The following is a 14,677-nucleotide window of genomic DNA, read 5'->3' as shown; positions in this document are numbered from 1 at the left end:
ATCCGGGGCGCAACTTAGGTTAACCTCCCCTAACCAAGGATGACCTTACCTGGAGGGGTGCGTGAAACGGAACTGGGAGGCCCTGGTCCTCAAGGCCATGGGCGGGCGGGACTTTCAGTTGACCGTCCTGGGCACCGAGTCAGTCGACGGCCACTACCAGCGACTCCTCCTGGACGGGGGTGGCCTGCTGGAGGCGTGCGGGGTGCACCCCACGATGTGGATCCGGCTGTGGTTCGACAACGACGGGCGAGCCCACCAACGCGCGTACACGCTGGTCGACCCCGACCCGGCCACCGGTCGATTCACCCTCGAATTCGCTCTCCACGACGGCTGCGCGGCCCGCTGGGCCACCACGGCCACCATCGGCGACACCATCAGCGCGACGGTGCAGGGCAGCGCCTTCGAACTGCCCGACCCCGCGCCCGAGCACCTCTACCTGGTCGGTGACGCGGCCTCGCTGCCCGCGGTGAACAGCCTGCTCGACGCCGGTGCCGACATCCCGGCGACGGTGTGGCTCGAGTACGCCCACGAGGGTGAGAAGGCACTCGCGCTGCGGGCGCGGACGCACCACGACGTCACCTGGGTGCCGCGGCGCGATGCGGGTCAGCACCTCGTCGACACCGTCTGCGCTGCCCTGCCGACCAGCGGTGCGGGCCACTACTGGGTGGCCTGCGAGGCGGCCACCACCCGGGGCATCACCCGACACCTCCGCAAGACGCTCGGCGTCGACAAGGACCGGCTGACCTCCCTCGGCTACTGGAAAGCGGCATGAAGGGCCGACTCGGCACCCTGACCGCGCTGTACGTCACCCAGTACCTCGGCGTCGGCTTCATCACCGTCGGGCTCACCGCCATCCTGCGCGACGGCGGCACCTCGCTGGACACGCTGGCGCTGTTGCAGATCGTCGGTCTGATCTGGCCCATCAAGTTCCTCTGGGCGCCGATCCTCGACCGGTACGGCTCACGGCACCGCGGGCACTACCGCTCCTGGCTGCTCGTGCTCCAGACCGCTCTGGTGCTCGCGCTGCTGGCGTTGCTGCCCTTCGCCAGTCCGGCCGACGCGCTCGGCCCGATCGTCGCGATCTGCGCCGCGTACGTGTTCTTCTCGGCCACCCAGGACATCGCCGTGGACGCCGTCGCGGTCCGGATGCTGGCCGACTCGGCGCGGGGGACGGGTAACGGCATCCAGGTGGCGGCGAGCTACCTCGGCAACCTGCTCGGCGGCGGCGCCTGCGTCCTGGTCTACGACCAGTTCGGCTGGGCGCCGGCGATCGGCCTGCTGGTCGCGATGACGGCGGTCGGCCTGGTGGTGGTGTGGCGGTTCCGGGAGCCACCCCGCACCGATCGGGTGGAACGGGTCGGCGCGGCCTACCGGGCGTTGCTGTCGGTGTTCGGCCAGCCGGGCTGCCGGTGGTGGACCTTCGGCGTGGTGCCACTGGTCTACGTCGGCGCGGGCATGGCGTACGCCCTGGTCACCCCGGCGCTGGTCGACGCCGGGTGGTCGTTGGGTCGGATCGGCGTCGTCACCGGTGTGGTGACCAGTGTCCCGGCCATCGTGGCGGGCCTGGTCGCGGGGCTCGGCATCGGGCGGTTCGGGCGCGGTGGCGTGCTCGTGATCGGCGGCGGGGCGCTGACGGTGTCGACGCTGTTGCTGCTGCCGCTGATGAACGGCCGCGCGCCGCTGGGCGGAACGGTCGCCGCGCTCTGCTGCTTCATGGTCGCCTACACCATCGCCAACGTCGTGCTCTACACGGTCAACATGGACTACTCCCGACCCGACACCGGTGGCACCGACTTCACGGTGCTGTCGTCGTTCGGCCTGGTCTGCTCGTTCGTGGCGGCGTCCATCGGTCTCGCGGCGGCCGACCAGGTCGGCTATCCGGCGGTCGCGGTCGCGGCCATCGTGTTGGTGGCCGCCGGCGTCGCCCTCGGCCTCGTCCACCAGCGGCGGTTCCCGCACCGGCCCGGCCCCGTCGGCCCGGCGGCCGAGCAGCCCTCCGAGCAGCCCGCAGTGGACGGCGTCAAGGCGGTGGCGTGACCACGGTCCAGCCGGCCACCGACACCGCGACATCGGCACGACTGCCCCAGCGATGGCTCATCCTGGCCGTGCTGTGCGCCGCGCAACTGGTCGTGGTGTTGGACAACACCGTGCTGACCGTGGCGGTGCCGGTGCTCACCACCGAGTTGGGCGCCAGCACCGCCGAGGTGCAGTGGATGATCAACGCGTACGCGTTGGTGCTGTCCGGGTTGCTGCTCACCGCCGGTAGCGCCGCCGACCGGTACGGCCGCCGTCGAATGCTGCTCGTCGGGCTGGTCCTGTTCGGGGTCGGCTCGCTGGCCGCCGGTCTGGCCAGCATCAGCGGGCAGTTGATCGCCGCGCGAGCCGGGATGGGCGTCGGTGGCGCGCTGCTGGTCACCGCGACGCTCGCGGTGGCGATGCAGGTCTTCGACGCCACCGAGCGGTCCCGGGCGATCGGCATCTGGGCCGCCACCAGCGCGTTGGGCTTCGCCGTCGGGCCACCGATCGGCGGCACCATCCTCGCGCATCTGCCGTGGGGCGCGATCTTCCTGATGAACGTGCCGATCGTGCTGGCCTGCCTGCTCGTCGCTCGCGCGCTGGTCCCGGAGTCCCGCGGGCCGGCCGGCGGCCGACTCGACGTGCTCGGCGCCGTGCTCTCCACCGCCGGTCTGACCGCTGTCGTCTGGGCGATCATCTCCGGGCCGGAGCGCGGCTGGGCGTCGACCGAGGTGATCGGCGCGGCCGTCGTCGGCGTACTCCTGCTCGGGATCTTCGTGCGGTGGGAGCGACGGATCGCGCACCCGATGCTGGACATGCGCTTCTTCCGGGACCGGCGCTTCGTCGGTGCGATCTCCGGCGTCGTGCTGATCACGTTCGGTGCCACCGGCGCGCTGTTCCTGCTCACCCAGCACCTCCAGTTCGTCAGGGGTTACCCCGCCTGGGAGGCCGGTCTGCGGATGGCACCCTTCGCGCTGTCCATCGTGCTGCTCAACGTCAGTGGTGTCGTCGCGAGCGTGATCCGTCGGCTCGGCCTCGCGGTCGTCATCGCCGTCGGCATGACGCTGCTGGCGGCCGGTCTGGCGCTGGTCACCGTCTTTCCGTCCGATGGGTACGGGGTGCTGCTGGTCGGGTTGCTCGTCATGGGTGTCGGCTGCGCACTGGCCAATCCGGCCATCGTCGAGGCGGTGATGAGCGCGATCCCGGCGGCGAAGGCCGGCGCGGGCGCGGGAGTCGACGGCACCATGACCGAGGTCGGCAGCAGCCTCGGCGTCGCGGTGCTGGGTGCCGTGCTGAACGCCCGGTTCGCGGCGCTGCTGCCGGCGGCCCTGGCCGGTGCCGGGTCGTTTCCCGCGGCCCTCGCCGCGGCCCGTGGGGGAGCCGAGCGGGAGGTGGTGACGGTCGCCTTCGCCTCGGCACTGGAGACGGGGCAGTTGGTGGGCGCGGCTGCGGTGTTGATCGGTGGCCTGGTGGCCGCCGGGTTGCTACACCGGGCAGACCGCAACAAATCCGTCTAATAAGGGTAGGCTACCCTAATAGCGACATCGTGGTAGTCGACGGAGGCGGTATGCAGCTGTACCTGACCGCGCTCAACCCCACCGACGCGCTCCTGGACGGGTTGCTCCCGGCGGCGGCGTCGCTCGGGCTGTCGGCGACCGTGCTGACCGACCGGCCCACGGAATGGCCGTCCGACGTGCGGGTGGCGCGTTGCGCCGTCCGCGACCCGGCCGCTGTGGTAGCGGCGGCGGCACCCGCCCGGCCGGTGGCGCTACTGTCCAACAGCGACCATCTCCAGGAGGCCACCGCGATCGCCGCCCGAAAGCTCGGTCTGCCCGGCAAGGACCCGGACGCCGCCCGTCTCTGCAAGGACAAGGCCGCGGCCCGCCGGGCGATCGCCGCTGCGGGCCTCGATCTGGTACGCACCGTCACCGTCGACCCCGGCACCACGCCGGACGTGCCGACCCTGATGTTCCCGGCGGTGGTCAAACCCCGCGAGGGGGTGGCCAGTGAGGACGCCTACCTGGTGACCGACCACGCCGAGCTGGTCGCCCGGGTCGCCGAGATCCGTGGCCGGCGGTCGGACGTGGCACTGGTGGTCGAGGAGTACCTCGCCGGCGAGCTGCGGACCTTCGAGACCCTCGGCGACGGCACCGAGCTGGCCTCGATCGGCGGATGGCGCACCGGCCTCGGCCCGCCGCCGACCTTCACCGAGCAGAACCTCGCCTGGTCGCCCCCGACGGAGCAGGCACGCACCCAGTTACGGGAGCGGCTCGACGCCCTCGGGGTCGGCTTCGGCGCCTGCCACACCGAGTACGTCGTCTCCGACGGCCGGGTCCGGCTCATCGAGGTGAACTACCGGCTGATCGGTGACCGGATGGACCTGATCCTTGCCGACCTGCTCGGTGTGCCGTTGTTCGAGTACGTCATCCGGCTGCACCTCGGCGAACCCCTGGCCGCCCTCGGCCTTCCCGACACCGTCGACCGCCACGCCCGGGTCGAGTACGTCTGCGCGGACCGGTCCGGCCGTCTCGTCGCCGCACCGGGCCCCCTCGACACCGTCCACGGCGACGTCCGGCTGGGCTGCCGTCCGCTGCGCGAGGTGGGCCGCACCGCCGAACACACCGGCACGAACCGCGACTACCTCGCCGTGCTGCACGGCATCGGTCCCGACGAGACCACCGTCCGGCAGTCGCTGACCGCCCTCCGCGAGCGCCTCCAGTGGACCATCGTCGAGTGAGCGACGAGTGTGAGCGGGAGGTGATCGCCCGGGTGCTCGACGCCCTGCTGCGCGAGGATCACCTCGGCTTGAGCAGTGCCGGCCGAGCGGACGGCCCCGGCTGGTGGCAGGTGCCGCACCCCGACGGCCTGCTGCGCATTCCGGTCCGGGCGGACGGGTTTCAGCAGGCCCTGCGCAGTGCCGCGCCGACGGTGCTGCTGGTGACCCGCGCCGGTGAGACACAGCGCACCGAGACGCTGGACGGACTGTTGGCGCTGCTCGCCCCGTACGACAACGCCGAGGCCGAGGCCGGCTGGCGCAACTTCGGCGTCGAGTGCCGCGCTGACCTGCGGGCCCGACGCCTCGCCGCCGGCAACCGCGCGCGGGTGCTCACCGCAGTGGCCGCCGAGCGGGCCACCACCCCGACCGGCCTGCCGGCGGCGCTCCTGGACGACGTGCTCGCCGCCCACCACGGCCATCCCGTCTACCCCACCGACCGGTGCCGGCACGGTCTCAGCGACGACGAACTGATCCGGTACGCCCCGGAGCACGCCCCACGGTTCGCCCTGCGCTGGTACGCCGCCCCGGCCGACGACGTCCGACTCGCGGGCGAGCTGCCAGCGTGGTGGCCGAGCGCGCCGCGACCGGACCAGCTGCTGCTGCCGGCGCATCCGATCACTGTGAACCGCGACGCGCTCCCGGTGGTCGACCTGCCGGTGACCCCGGTGCGACCCACCCTCTCCATGCGGACGGTGGCGCTCGACCACGACCCGTACCTGCATCTGAAACTGCCGCTGCCGACCGCGAGTCTCGGCGCGCGCAACAGACGCACGCTGCAACCGGGCTCGCTCGCCGACGGCGCGGCCGTCGCCGGGCTGCTCGACCGGATCGCCACCGCCGAACCCGGCTTCGCCGGCCGGATCCGGCACGCCGACGAGAGCACCTGGGCGCACGTCGACGGCGACGAGCGCCGCGGTTTCCTGCTGCGCCGATTTCCCCGCGACCTGGCCGGCGTTCAGGTGGTGCCGGTCGCGGCCCTCGCCGCCGCCGACCCGGTGGCGGGCACGGTCCTCGAACGGGTCAGCCCGCACCAGCCTGTTGCGCTGCTGGAGTCCTACCTGGACCTGCTACTCGACTGGCACGTCTTTCTCTGGCTGCGCCACGGCATCGCGTTGGAGGCGCACCCGCAGAACATCCACCTGCTGGTGCACCCGGACGGGGCTGTCGGGCTGCTCTACAAGGACAACGACGGCGCCCGGCTCGACCCCCGACACGACGGCGCGAACGGGCTCGCCCTGCGCGACGACCGGATGTGGGCGCGCGACCCGCACGAGTTGGCCGACGTGTTCGTCACCATCACCCTGCATCTGGCCGCCGCCGCGCCCCTGGTCGCCCTGGCCGCCCGAGGACTGCCGGTGCCGACACCCGCCGAGGCGCTGGTGCCCCGGCTCGCCGCCGCCCGTGACCGGTGGGGTGACGGACCGGCGGTACGGACCTTCACCGAGCGGGTCCTGCACGCCGCCCGGCTGCCCATCAAGGCGATGCTCACCGCCGGCACCCTGCTGCCCAAACAGCGGCTCGGCTGCGCCGACATCAACAAGTACTACCTGCGTACCGGCCCGAACTACCTCCGGGAGACACGATGACGAGCGCCCAGTTGCGCTCCCGGCCGGCCAGCGACACCGGTCGGCGCGCCGACCTGGCCGCCGCCCACGCCCTCTTCGGCTGTCTGCTGCGCGAGCTGGCCCCGCCGGACGGCACCCCGACCGTTGTCGACGGCGTAGTACGGCTGCACCTGCGGCACCTCGACACCACAGTGCGCTGTGAGGTCGCGCGAACCTCGCCGCTCGGCGCGCACCGCTACAGCGGCCCGGTTCAACGCGGCACCGGCGGCGGACGGTGGGAAGACCTGGACGCGGACGGGTTCGCCGCTCTGGTCGCGGCGGAACTCGCCACCCGTACCGGCCTGGTCAACGACGAGTTCGCCGAGCAGGTCAGGGCCAGTCGGGAGACCGTGGCCCGGCTGCTGGCCGACCGACCGGCGAAGGATCCGACCCCCACCGGTGAGCCCGCCATCGACGCGTACGTCGACTCCGAGCAGTCGCTGGTCTTCGGCCACCCGCACCACCCCACCCCGAAGTGGCGCAGCGGTGACCCGGACAGCTGGCGGGCGTACGCGCCGGAGTTGCGCACCGCGTTCCGGCTGCACTGGCTGGCCGTACCGGACGACCTGACCGCCGACGCGGGGCCGTTCGATCCGCTGGTGACCGCGCTCGACCCGCCACGTCCCCCGCGCGGTTACCGCGTCCTACCGGTGCACCCCTGGCAACTGTCGTTGATCCCGCCCACCCACCCAGGGCTGCGCGACCTGGGGGCGGCCGGTGTGCCGGTACGACCCACGGCGAGCGTCCGGACCCTCTACGCCCCCGGGGCCGACCTGTTCGTGAAGACCAGCCTGCACGTGCGGATCACCAACTGTCTGCGCAAGAACGCCCGATACGAGCTGACCGGAGCGGTGGCGCTGACCGATCTGCTGGCCCGGGTGCCGCTGCCGGACGGGGTGCGGCTGCTGGCCGAGCCCGCCTACCGCACTGTCGACGTTGCCGGCCCGGACGAGGCGTACGGGACGATCCTGCGCGCCGGTCTGCGTCCGCACCTGCGTCCCGGCGACACCCCGGTGCTGGCCGCGGCTCTGGCCGCGACGCCGCTGGTGACAGCGGATCCGGTGGCCTGGTGGCGCGCGTACGTCGGCCTGCTGGTGCCGGCGGTGCTGCGCAGCTGGCTCAGCCACGGCGTCGTGCACGAGGCGCACCTGCAGAACGTGGTCGTCGTGCTCGACCGGGATCACCATCCGGTACGGATGCTGCTGCGCGACCTGGAGGGGGTGAAGCTGGACGCCGACCGGTGGAACACCTGGCCGGACGGCGTCCCGCCGCAGGTCCGCTCCGGTCCCCGGGCCGCTCACCGTCGGATCGTCTACTGCCTGTTCGTCAACCACCTCGGGGGGATCAGCGGGGCCCTCGCCGACGCGCGGCCCGGAATCGAACGGCGGCTGTGGCAGGAGCTGCGCGCCGTCGTCGAGGCGGTGACCGCCGACCTCGGTGAGCCGGCCGAGCTGCGCGCGCTGCTGACCGGGGAACCCTTGCTGGCCAAGGCGAACCTGCTGGTCCGGTGGCGGCGTGACGCCGACCGGGCCGCGCCGTTCGTGCCGGTGCCGAACCCGATGGGTGGGCCACGATGAGCCGGCCGGTCTACGTCCACGACCTCGACGCGCTGGCCGGGCAGGCCCGCGCCATCCGGGCGGCGCTGCCCCGGCCGGTCGAGCTGCTCTACGCGGTCAAGGCCAATCCGGATGCCGGTGTGCTGCGCACCCTCGCGCCGATCGTCGACGGGTTCGAGGCCGCCAGCCGGGGCGAGCTGCGCAGGCTGGCGGAGGTGCTGCCCGGACGGGCGCCCGCCGCGTACGCCGGACCGGGCAAGACCGACGCCGACCTCGCCGCCGCTCTCGCCGCCGGGGTGCACCGCATCCACGTCGAGTCTCCCAGCGAGCTGGCACGACTCGGCGCGCTGGCCACCGCGGCGGGCCGGTCGGCCCAGGTGCTGCTGCGGGTGAACCTGCCGGTCGAAGCGCCGGGCGCGAGCCTGGTGATGGGCGGTGGACCCAGCCCGTTCGGCATGGACCCGGCCGACGCGGTGGCGTGCGCCCGCCGCCCGCCCGCCGGCATCGACGTCCGCGGAATCCACGCCCACCTGGCCAGCGGAGTGGACGCACCGCTCGCCGCGACGGTCGCCGCCGCCGTGGTCGACTGGGCGGTGACCGAGGTCGATGCCGTTGAGGTCGACGTCGGCGGCGGCATGACCGTCGACTACACCGACCCGGACGCGCGGTTCGACTGGGCGGGCTACGGCCAGGCCCTGGCGGACGTCCTCGACCGGCACCCGGGCGTGCGGCTGCGCATCGAGCCGGGCCGGTCGGTCACCGCCTACTGCGGGGCGTACCTCACCGAGGTCGTCGACGTGAAGCGTTCCTACGGCGAGTGGTTCGTGGTGGTGGCCGGTGGGACGCACCACCTACGGACTCCGGCGGCGAAGGGGCACGCGCAGCCGTTCACCGTGCACCCACGGCCGGGTGCCGGTGGCCCCTGCACCGACGGCGGGCCGGTGACCGTGGTCGGGCAGCTCTGCACCCCGAAGGACGTGCTGTCCTTCTCGGCCACCGCGGGGCCGATCGGCGTGGGCGACGTGCTGGCCTTCGCCATGGCCGGGGCGTACGCCTGGAACATCAGCCACCGTGACTTCCTGCTGCACGAGCCCCCGCTCTTTCGCACCGGTGACCTGCGTGAAGTGGCTGACGAGTGGGCGGCCCGGCCGCTCGGGACGTGAGCCCGGCAGGCTCGGTCGGATCGGGGTGTTATCGATAACATGCTATCTTTCACCCGGGAGTGAAGGGCACGCTCCCGGTCACCCGAGCCAGCGGCGAAGACGCGCCGAGGGGCCCCGCCCCCTCCCGCCGCCTTCCCGGTCGGTGACCAGTCCGGGCCCCCGTCGATGCCAGACGACCACGGTTGGTCGTCGAACGGCTAGGAGCCCCAGCAATGCTGAGACGTAGGTTCTTCCTCCCATCCATCGCGGCCGCGGCGCTCGTGCTCGCGGCCACCACCGGCGGCGCGTTGAGCGGCGGCTTCGGTGCGACGGCCGTGGCCGCCACCAACGGCACCCTCGCGGCGACCGCCGGCTGCGGCAAGGCCCCCACACTCGCCAGCGGGACGCGGACGATTCAGAGCAGCGGACAGAGTCGTACGTACAACCTGCGGATCCCGGACGGTTACGACCGCAACCGCCCCTACCGGCTGATCTTCGGCTTCCACTGGTTGAACGGCTCGGCCAACAACGTCACCTCGGCCGGTTACTACGGGCTCCAACCGCTGTCGAACAACAGCGCGATCTTCGTCGCCCCGCAGGGTCTCAACGCCGGCTGGGCCAACACCAACGGTCGGGACCTGACCCTCTTCGACGACATCTCCCGGCAGATCGAGAACGATCTGTGCGTGGACACCAGCCAGCGCTTCGCCCTGGGCTGGAGCTACGGCGGAGCGATGAGTTACGCGGTGGCGTGCGCCCGGCCCACGATCATCCGCGCGGTCACCGTCATCTCCGGCGCGAACCTCAGCGGGTGCAACGGGGGCACCCAGCCGGTCGCCTACTTCGGCATCCACGGCATCTACGACAGCGTGCTGAACATCTCCCAGGGTCGGCAACTGCGCGACACGTTCGTCCGAAACAACGGCTGCACCGCGCAGAGTCCACGGGAGCCGAGCCGTGGCAGCCTCACCCACATCACCACGGCGTACGCGGGTTGCCGGGCCGGCTACCCGGTGCAGTGGGCGGCGTTCGACGGGGACCACACCCCGAGCCCGGTGGACGGTTCGGGCAGTCCCAACGACTCGCGGACCTGGACCTCGGGGGAGATCTGGAGGTTCTTCAGCCAGTTCGCGTCGACCACCCCGCCGACGACCGACCCGCCGACGGACCCGCCGACCGACCCGCCGACCGATCCGCCCACCGACCCGCCCACCGGGGGGCCCGGCACCTGCGCCGCCACCTACCGGACGACAAACACCTGGCCCGGCGGCTTCCAGGTGGAGGTGACAGTGGCCAACAACTCCACCACGCCCCTGAACGGCTGGACGGTGGGCATGACCCTGGCCAGCGGTCAGGCCATCAGCAGTCTGTGGAGTGGCGTCAACACGGGCACCTCCGGCAGCGTCACCGTCAGGAACGCCGCCTACAACGGCACAGTCGGCCCGAGCGCATCGACCACCTTCGGCTTCACCGCCACGGGCAACGGTGCCACCGCGGCCAGCAACGTCACCTGCACCAGCCCCTGAGTTCGGCAGAGGCAGGGCCCGGAGCCAATCGGCTCCGGGCCCGAGGCCGGCACCGACGGCGCTCAGGCTGGCCGACTGTTCTCGGTCGTCGGCGTCTGGGCGTCGCTGTCGAGGTACGTACGCCACAGCAGACGCATCTCCGCGTGGTCCCGGAGCAGGTCGCCCAGACGCCCTTGGCCGATGGCGGCCCCGTCACGCAGCACGACGATGGTGTCCGCCTCCAGGTCGAGGCCCAGGAGCCCGCGAAGCGCTGTCGAGATCTGCGGGACGGCAAGGCGACAGTGATGATGACGCTCGCCCGGCAGTCTGCTTCGGCCTCGCAGACGCGGATCACCGAGCAGTTGCCCGGCAGTCCCGACCTCGACGACGCGGGTGCCGAACGGCTTCGTGAGATCATCATGGATACGGGAGGGCTGCTTCGTGTAGAAGAGATGATTGATCGCCGTACCGAGCAGGCCGTCGCGCCTTGCGGGAAATGAGCGCCGACGACGGCTGCAGGGAGGTGTTGGGGCAGCTCGCCTGCGAGTTGAGCCGACGAACCATTGACCGCTCACGAAGGTCTTCACCTGCGATGATACAAGCAATTGGATTGACCAAGTCCTACGGCCGAGTGCGAGCGGCGGACAACGTCAGCTTCGAGGCGCGGCCCGGCCGGGTCACCGGCTTCCTCGGCCTCAACGGTTCTGGGAAGACGACGACACTTCGGATGCTGCTCGGGCTGACACGTCCGACATCCGGTGAGGCGCGCATCAATCACCGGCGGTTCCGCGACCTGAAGCAACCGTCGAAGGAGGTCGGTGCCGTCCTCGAACAGGGGATCAGCCATCCTGGTCAGTCCGGCCGTGCGCATCTGGTCTCTCAAGCGATCATCGCAGGTGCGAGCCGGTCGCGGGTCGACGTGTTGCTCGACGATGTCGATCTCACCCACGCCGCTGATCAGCGCACGGGCCAGTACTCGCTGGGTATGCGGCAGCGACTGGCTGTCGCCACCGCGCTGCTGTGCGACCCGCCGGTGCTGGTCCTCGACGAGCCGGCCAATGGCCTCGACCCCGAGGGTGTCGCCTGGATGCGCGCCCTGCTTCGTAACCACGCCAACCGTGGGGGGACGGTCCTGCTGTCGAGCCATCTGCTCGCTGAGTTGGCCCACCTCATCGACGACGTTGTGATCATCGTGAAGGGGCGGGTCACCTGCGAGGCGCCGCTGGCCAGCCTGTACGACAACGTGGCCTCCCGGTTGCGGATCCGCAGCCGCGACCAGCGGCGGTTGTGGCACGTGCTGAAGAGCGCCGGCGGGCAGGTGACCAGGAACGGCGATGTCCTGGAGGTGGTGGGCCTGACGTCCGAGGACGTCGGTGAGATCGCGTTTCAGGCGCGGGTGCCGCTACACGAACTGTCCGTCGATCCACCGGACCTGGAGCAGATCTTCCTCACCATGGCGGCCAACCGATGATTGCCATTCTCCGCAGCGACATCTACCGGACCCTGACCATCCGGTCGACGTCGGTCTCGCTGACCGTACTCATCATCCTGGGCTTGCTTCTCGGCGCGGTGAACATCGACGCCTGGGCGCTGCTGGCCGGTGTGGGCGCCTTCGGATTCGCTGCGATGATCGTTGCGCAGCACTACCAGCACCGCACGGCCTTTCTTCTCTACCTCTCGCAACCGAGGCGGATGGTGGTGCTCGGCGGCCAACTGGTGGCGGCCATCGTCGTAGCCACCGTCTTCGTCGCGGCCAGTGGTCTCGCCGTGCTGATCCGTGGCGAGTCAGGGCCCTACAAGGACGTGTTGACGGTGGTACCGATCATGGCTGTCCTGGCTGCCTCCTGTGCGTCGATTGTTCGGCGATCGACGTGGCTGTTGCTCGGGTCGGCGGGTTGGTTCGTCTTCGTCGAGGGTCTGATCGGCAGGTTGAAGCTGCCACTGCCGTTCACCTCGTTGATCAGCGCGGGGGCCGGTGACACACGTGGCCTCCTGCTCGCCTCACTGTGGGCCGGCGCGGCCGTCGTCGTGGCAGGCCTGAGCATCGGTCGTGACCTGGGGGGCGACTAGCCCCGCTCGGCTGCACACGGCGGCCGCCAAGGGCTGACGGTTGTTCGAGGCCCGGCGTCGGCGCGACGACGGCGCTGCCCACACGATCAGCCAGATCGGGGTACGTCACGGCTGGCAGATCGGGCTCCTTGATGAGGGATTCCAGTTAGGAAGGGGCCCTCACTAACGGACCGTGCGCGCGTCGTACCGTTGCGGACATGAACCCGGCCGTCCGGCGAATCGCGATCGATGCCCTCATCGCGGTCGTGGTCGCGGCCGTCGTGGCGGTGGCGATCCGGGTCGCCGACGAGCCTGGCGCCCGGCCGCCGGACGCGCGCGCCTACGCGATCGGCGCGGTGATCGGGCTGCTGCTGGTCTTCCGACGACGCTGGCCGCTGCTGGTGCTGGTCGGCTCGGTCACCGCGCTGATGATCTACTACGTCCTCGAGTATCCGGGCATCCCGCCCGCCCTCCCGCTGGCCGCCGCCCTCTTCTCCGTCGCGGCCGCCGGCCGGTTCACCTGGGCGCTCGTCGTCGCCGGGTTCTTCGTCGTCCTAGAGCTGATCATGCGGTACGCGCTGCTCGGCGAAGGTTTCTTTCCCGCTCTCTCGGCCACCCTCGAAGAGGGCTCGTTGCTCGCGGCGGTGGTGCTGCTCGCCGAGACGATCCGCACCCGCCGGGTCCGGCTGGCCGAGGCGCAGCAGCGTCTCGCGGTGCTGCGCCAGGAGCGTCAACACGAGGTCGCCCAGGAGCGGCTCCGCGTCGCCCGCGAGGTCCACGACGTCCTCGGTCACACGATCGCCGCGATCAGTGTGCAGGCGAGCCTCGCCGACGACATCTTCGACAGCAGGCCGACCGAGGCGCGGGCGGCGCTGCGGAGCATCCGGGGCGCGGCCCGGGACGCCATGCACGAGGTCCGCTCGGCGATCGACATGCTCCGTGACGCCGGTGAGGTGCCCGATCTGGCGCGGGTCTTCGCGGTCGCCGAACAGGCCGGCGTGAAGGTGCGATCGGGAATCGCGGGCACCCCGCGCCCGATTTCGCCGGAGGTGGCGCTCTCGGTCTACCGGATCGTGCAAGAGTCCATCACGAACACCGTCAAACACGCCGAGGCGACGACCGTCGACGTCACCATCGCCTACGCGGGCGACGCCGTCACCGTGGAGATCGTCGACGACGGGGTCGGGTCCGGGGCTGGCCGGCGGGGGCACGGGTTGGCCGGTATGAGGGAACGGGCCACGGCGGCCGGCGGGTCGCTCGAAGCCGGACCCCGGCAGCAGGGCGGGGGGTTCCGGGTGGCCGCTCGGCTGCCGGTCGAGGTGGGGGAGACAGCATGACGATCCGGATGGTGCTGGCGGACGACCAGACACTCGTGCGGGCCGGCTTCCGGGGCCTGCTCGACCACAGCGACGACCTGGAGGTGGTCGGTGAGGCGTCCAACGGCGCCCAGGCTGTCGAGATGGTCGCCGCGACCCGGCCGGACATCGTGCTGATGGACGTCCGAATGCCGGTGCTCGACGGCGTGCGGGCCACGGCCGCGATCGTCGAGCGGTTCCCGACCGTGCGGGTCATCGTCCTGACCACCTTCGAGCTCGACGAGTACGTCTTCGAGGCGCTGCGGGCCGGCGCGAGCGGCTTCCTGCTCAAGGACATCGAGCCCGACGAACTGCGCCAGGCGGTGCGGGTGGTGGCCGGCGGCGACATGTTGATCTCGCCACGGGTGACGAGCCGGCTGGTGAGCGCGTTCGTCAGCACGGTCGCGCCGACGCGCGTCGACGGCGGCCGGTTGGCGGTGTTGACCGACCGCGAGCGTGAGGTGATGAGCCTGGTGGCCATCGGGCTGACGAACGAGGAGATCGGACGCCGGCTGTCGATGAGCCCCGCCACGGCCCGTACCCACGTCCACCGAGCCATGGTCAAGCTCCGCGTCCGCGACCGCGCGCAACTCGTCGTCCTCGCCTACCAGACCGGGCTCGTCGCGCCCGGCAGGTGACTACGGCCGCTGTTTCCCGGGGGGTGCGGGCTACGG

Annotated in this window: 13 protein-coding genes; all 13 read left to right on the top strand. The window is 71.6% G+C overall.

Translation table 11 applies throughout. The features are described 5' to 3' along the window. Positions 1 to 61 precede the first annotated feature (61 nt). The 13 genes from AB0877_RS01095 to AB0877_RS01035 all read left to right on the top strand — a co-directional run bounded on the left by AB0877_RS01095 (position 62) and on the right by AB0877_RS01035 (position 14,641). Positions 62 to 772 (top strand): siderophore-interacting protein, encoded by a 711-nt coding sequence (locus AB0877_RS01095; protein WP_366605524.1) that lies wholly within the window; start codon positions 62 to 64, stop codon positions 770 to 772. Next, positions 769 to 2,037, top strand: a complete 1,269-nt coding sequence (locus AB0877_RS01090; protein WP_366605522.1) for an MFS transporter — start codon at positions 769 to 771, stop codon at positions 2,035 to 2,037. The genes AB0877_RS01095 and AB0877_RS01090 overlap by 4 nt, the downstream gene beginning before the upstream one ends. Then, positions 2,034 to 3,533 carry an MFS transporter gene (locus AB0877_RS01085; protein WP_366605521.1) on the top strand — a complete coding sequence of 500 codons (1,500 nt, stop codon included), beginning with the start codon at positions 2,034 to 2,036 and terminating at the stop codon, positions 3,531 to 3,533. The genes AB0877_RS01090 and AB0877_RS01085 overlap by 4 nt, the downstream gene beginning before the upstream one ends. A 50-nt stretch (positions 3,534 to 3,583) precedes the next feature. Next, complete coding sequence (locus AB0877_RS01080; protein ID WP_366605519.1) at positions 3,584 to 4,753, top strand: siderophore biosynthesis protein; 1,170 nt, start codon at positions 3,584 to 3,586, stop codon at positions 4,751 to 4,753. After that, positions 4,750 to 6,378, top strand: a complete 1,629-nt coding sequence (locus AB0877_RS01075; protein ID WP_366605517.1) for an IucA/IucC family protein — start codon at positions 4,750 to 4,752, stop codon at positions 6,376 to 6,378. The genes AB0877_RS01080 and AB0877_RS01075 overlap by 4 nt, the downstream gene beginning before the upstream one ends. Continuing rightward, entirely contained in the window at positions 6,375 to 7,973 is a 1,599-nt protein-coding gene (locus AB0877_RS01070) for an IucA/IucC family protein (protein ID WP_366605515.1), read from the top strand. Before AB0877_RS01075 ends, AB0877_RS01070 begins: the two co-directional genes overlap by 4 nt. Further along, positions 7,970 to 9,115 (top strand): alanine racemase, encoded by a 1,146-nt coding sequence (locus AB0877_RS01065; protein ID WP_366605513.1) that lies wholly within the window; start codon positions 7,970 to 7,972, stop codon positions 9,113 to 9,115. Before AB0877_RS01070 ends, AB0877_RS01065 begins: the two co-directional genes overlap by 4 nt. 212 nt (positions 9,116 to 9,327) lie before the next feature. Continuing rightward, positions 9,328 to 10,620, top strand: a complete 1,293-nt coding sequence (locus AB0877_RS01060) for a cellulose binding domain-containing protein (RefSeq protein ID WP_366605511.1) — start codon at positions 9,328 to 9,330, stop codon at positions 10,618 to 10,620. A gap of 143 nt (positions 10,621 to 10,763) precedes the next feature. Continuing rightward, a complete protein-coding gene (locus AB0877_RS01055; protein ID WP_366605509.1) occupies positions 10,764 to 11,099 on the top strand; it encodes a hypothetical protein in 336 nt (111 codons plus the stop codon). 92 nt (positions 11,100 to 11,191) lie between these two features. Beyond that, on the top strand, positions 11,192 to 12,070 hold the full coding sequence (locus AB0877_RS01050) for an ATP-binding cassette domain-containing protein (RefSeq protein WP_366606155.1): 879 nt from the start codon (positions 11,192 to 11,194) through the stop codon (positions 12,068 to 12,070). After that, on the top strand, positions 12,067 to 12,669 hold the full coding sequence (locus AB0877_RS01045; RefSeq protein ID WP_366605507.1) for a hypothetical protein: 603 nt from the start codon (positions 12,067 to 12,069) through the stop codon (positions 12,667 to 12,669). Before AB0877_RS01050 ends, AB0877_RS01045 begins: the two co-directional genes overlap by 4 nt. A 197-nt stretch (positions 12,670 to 12,866) precedes the next feature. Then, positions 12,867 to 13,985, top strand: a complete 1,119-nt coding sequence (locus AB0877_RS01040; RefSeq protein WP_366605506.1) for a sensor histidine kinase — start codon at positions 12,867 to 12,869, stop codon at positions 13,983 to 13,985. Beyond that, positions 13,982 to 14,641 (top strand): response regulator transcription factor, encoded by a 660-nt coding sequence (locus tag AB0877_RS01035; protein WP_366605504.1) that lies wholly within the window; start codon positions 13,982 to 13,984, stop codon positions 14,639 to 14,641. The genes AB0877_RS01040 and AB0877_RS01035 overlap by 4 nt, the downstream gene beginning before the upstream one ends. The last annotated feature ends 36 nt before the right edge of the window (positions 14,642 to 14,677 follow it).

Source organism: Micromonospora sp. NPDC047644 (genome assembly GCF_040704315.1).
Lineage (GTDB): Bacteria > Actinomycetota > Actinomycetes > Mycobacteriales > Micromonosporaceae > Micromonospora.
The sequence above is the reverse complement of the archived record's forward strand: the minus strand, read 5'-3'. Positions and strand labels throughout refer to the sequence as shown.

Excerpts from the sequence above, each read along its gene's own strand:
- AB0877_RS01050 (WP_366606155.1), top strand. The coding sequence starts at position 11,192 with ATGATACAAGCAATTGGATTGACCAAGTCCTACGGCCGAGTGCGAGCG.
- AB0877_RS01040 (WP_366605506.1), top strand. The coding sequence starts at position 12,867 with ATGAACCCGGCCGTCCGGCGAATCGCGATCGATGCCCTCATCGCGGTC.
- AB0877_RS01045 (WP_366605507.1), top strand. The coding sequence starts at position 12,067 with ATGATTGCCATTCTCCGCAGCGACATCTACCGGACCCTGACCATCCGG.
- AB0877_RS01060 (WP_366605511.1), top strand. The coding sequence starts at position 9,328 with ATGCTGAGACGTAGGTTCTTCCTCCCATCCATCGCGGCCGCGGCGCTC.
- AB0877_RS01070 (WP_366605515.1), top strand. The coding sequence starts at position 6,375 with ATGACGAGCGCCCAGTTGCGCTCCCGGCCGGCCAGCGACACCGGTCGG.
- AB0877_RS01035 (WP_366605504.1), top strand. The coding sequence starts at position 13,982 with ATGACGATCCGGATGGTGCTGGCGGACGACCAGACACTCGTGCGGGCC.
- AB0877_RS01080 (WP_366605519.1), top strand. The coding sequence starts at position 3,584 with ATGCAGCTGTACCTGACCGCGCTCAACCCCACCGACGCGCTCCTGGAC.
- AB0877_RS01065 (WP_366605513.1), top strand. The coding sequence starts at position 7,970 with ATGAGCCGGCCGGTCTACGTCCACGACCTCGACGCGCTGGCCGGGCAG.
- AB0877_RS01090 (WP_366605522.1), top strand. The coding sequence starts at position 769 with ATGAAGGGCCGACTCGGCACCCTGACCGCGCTGTACGTCACCCAGTAC.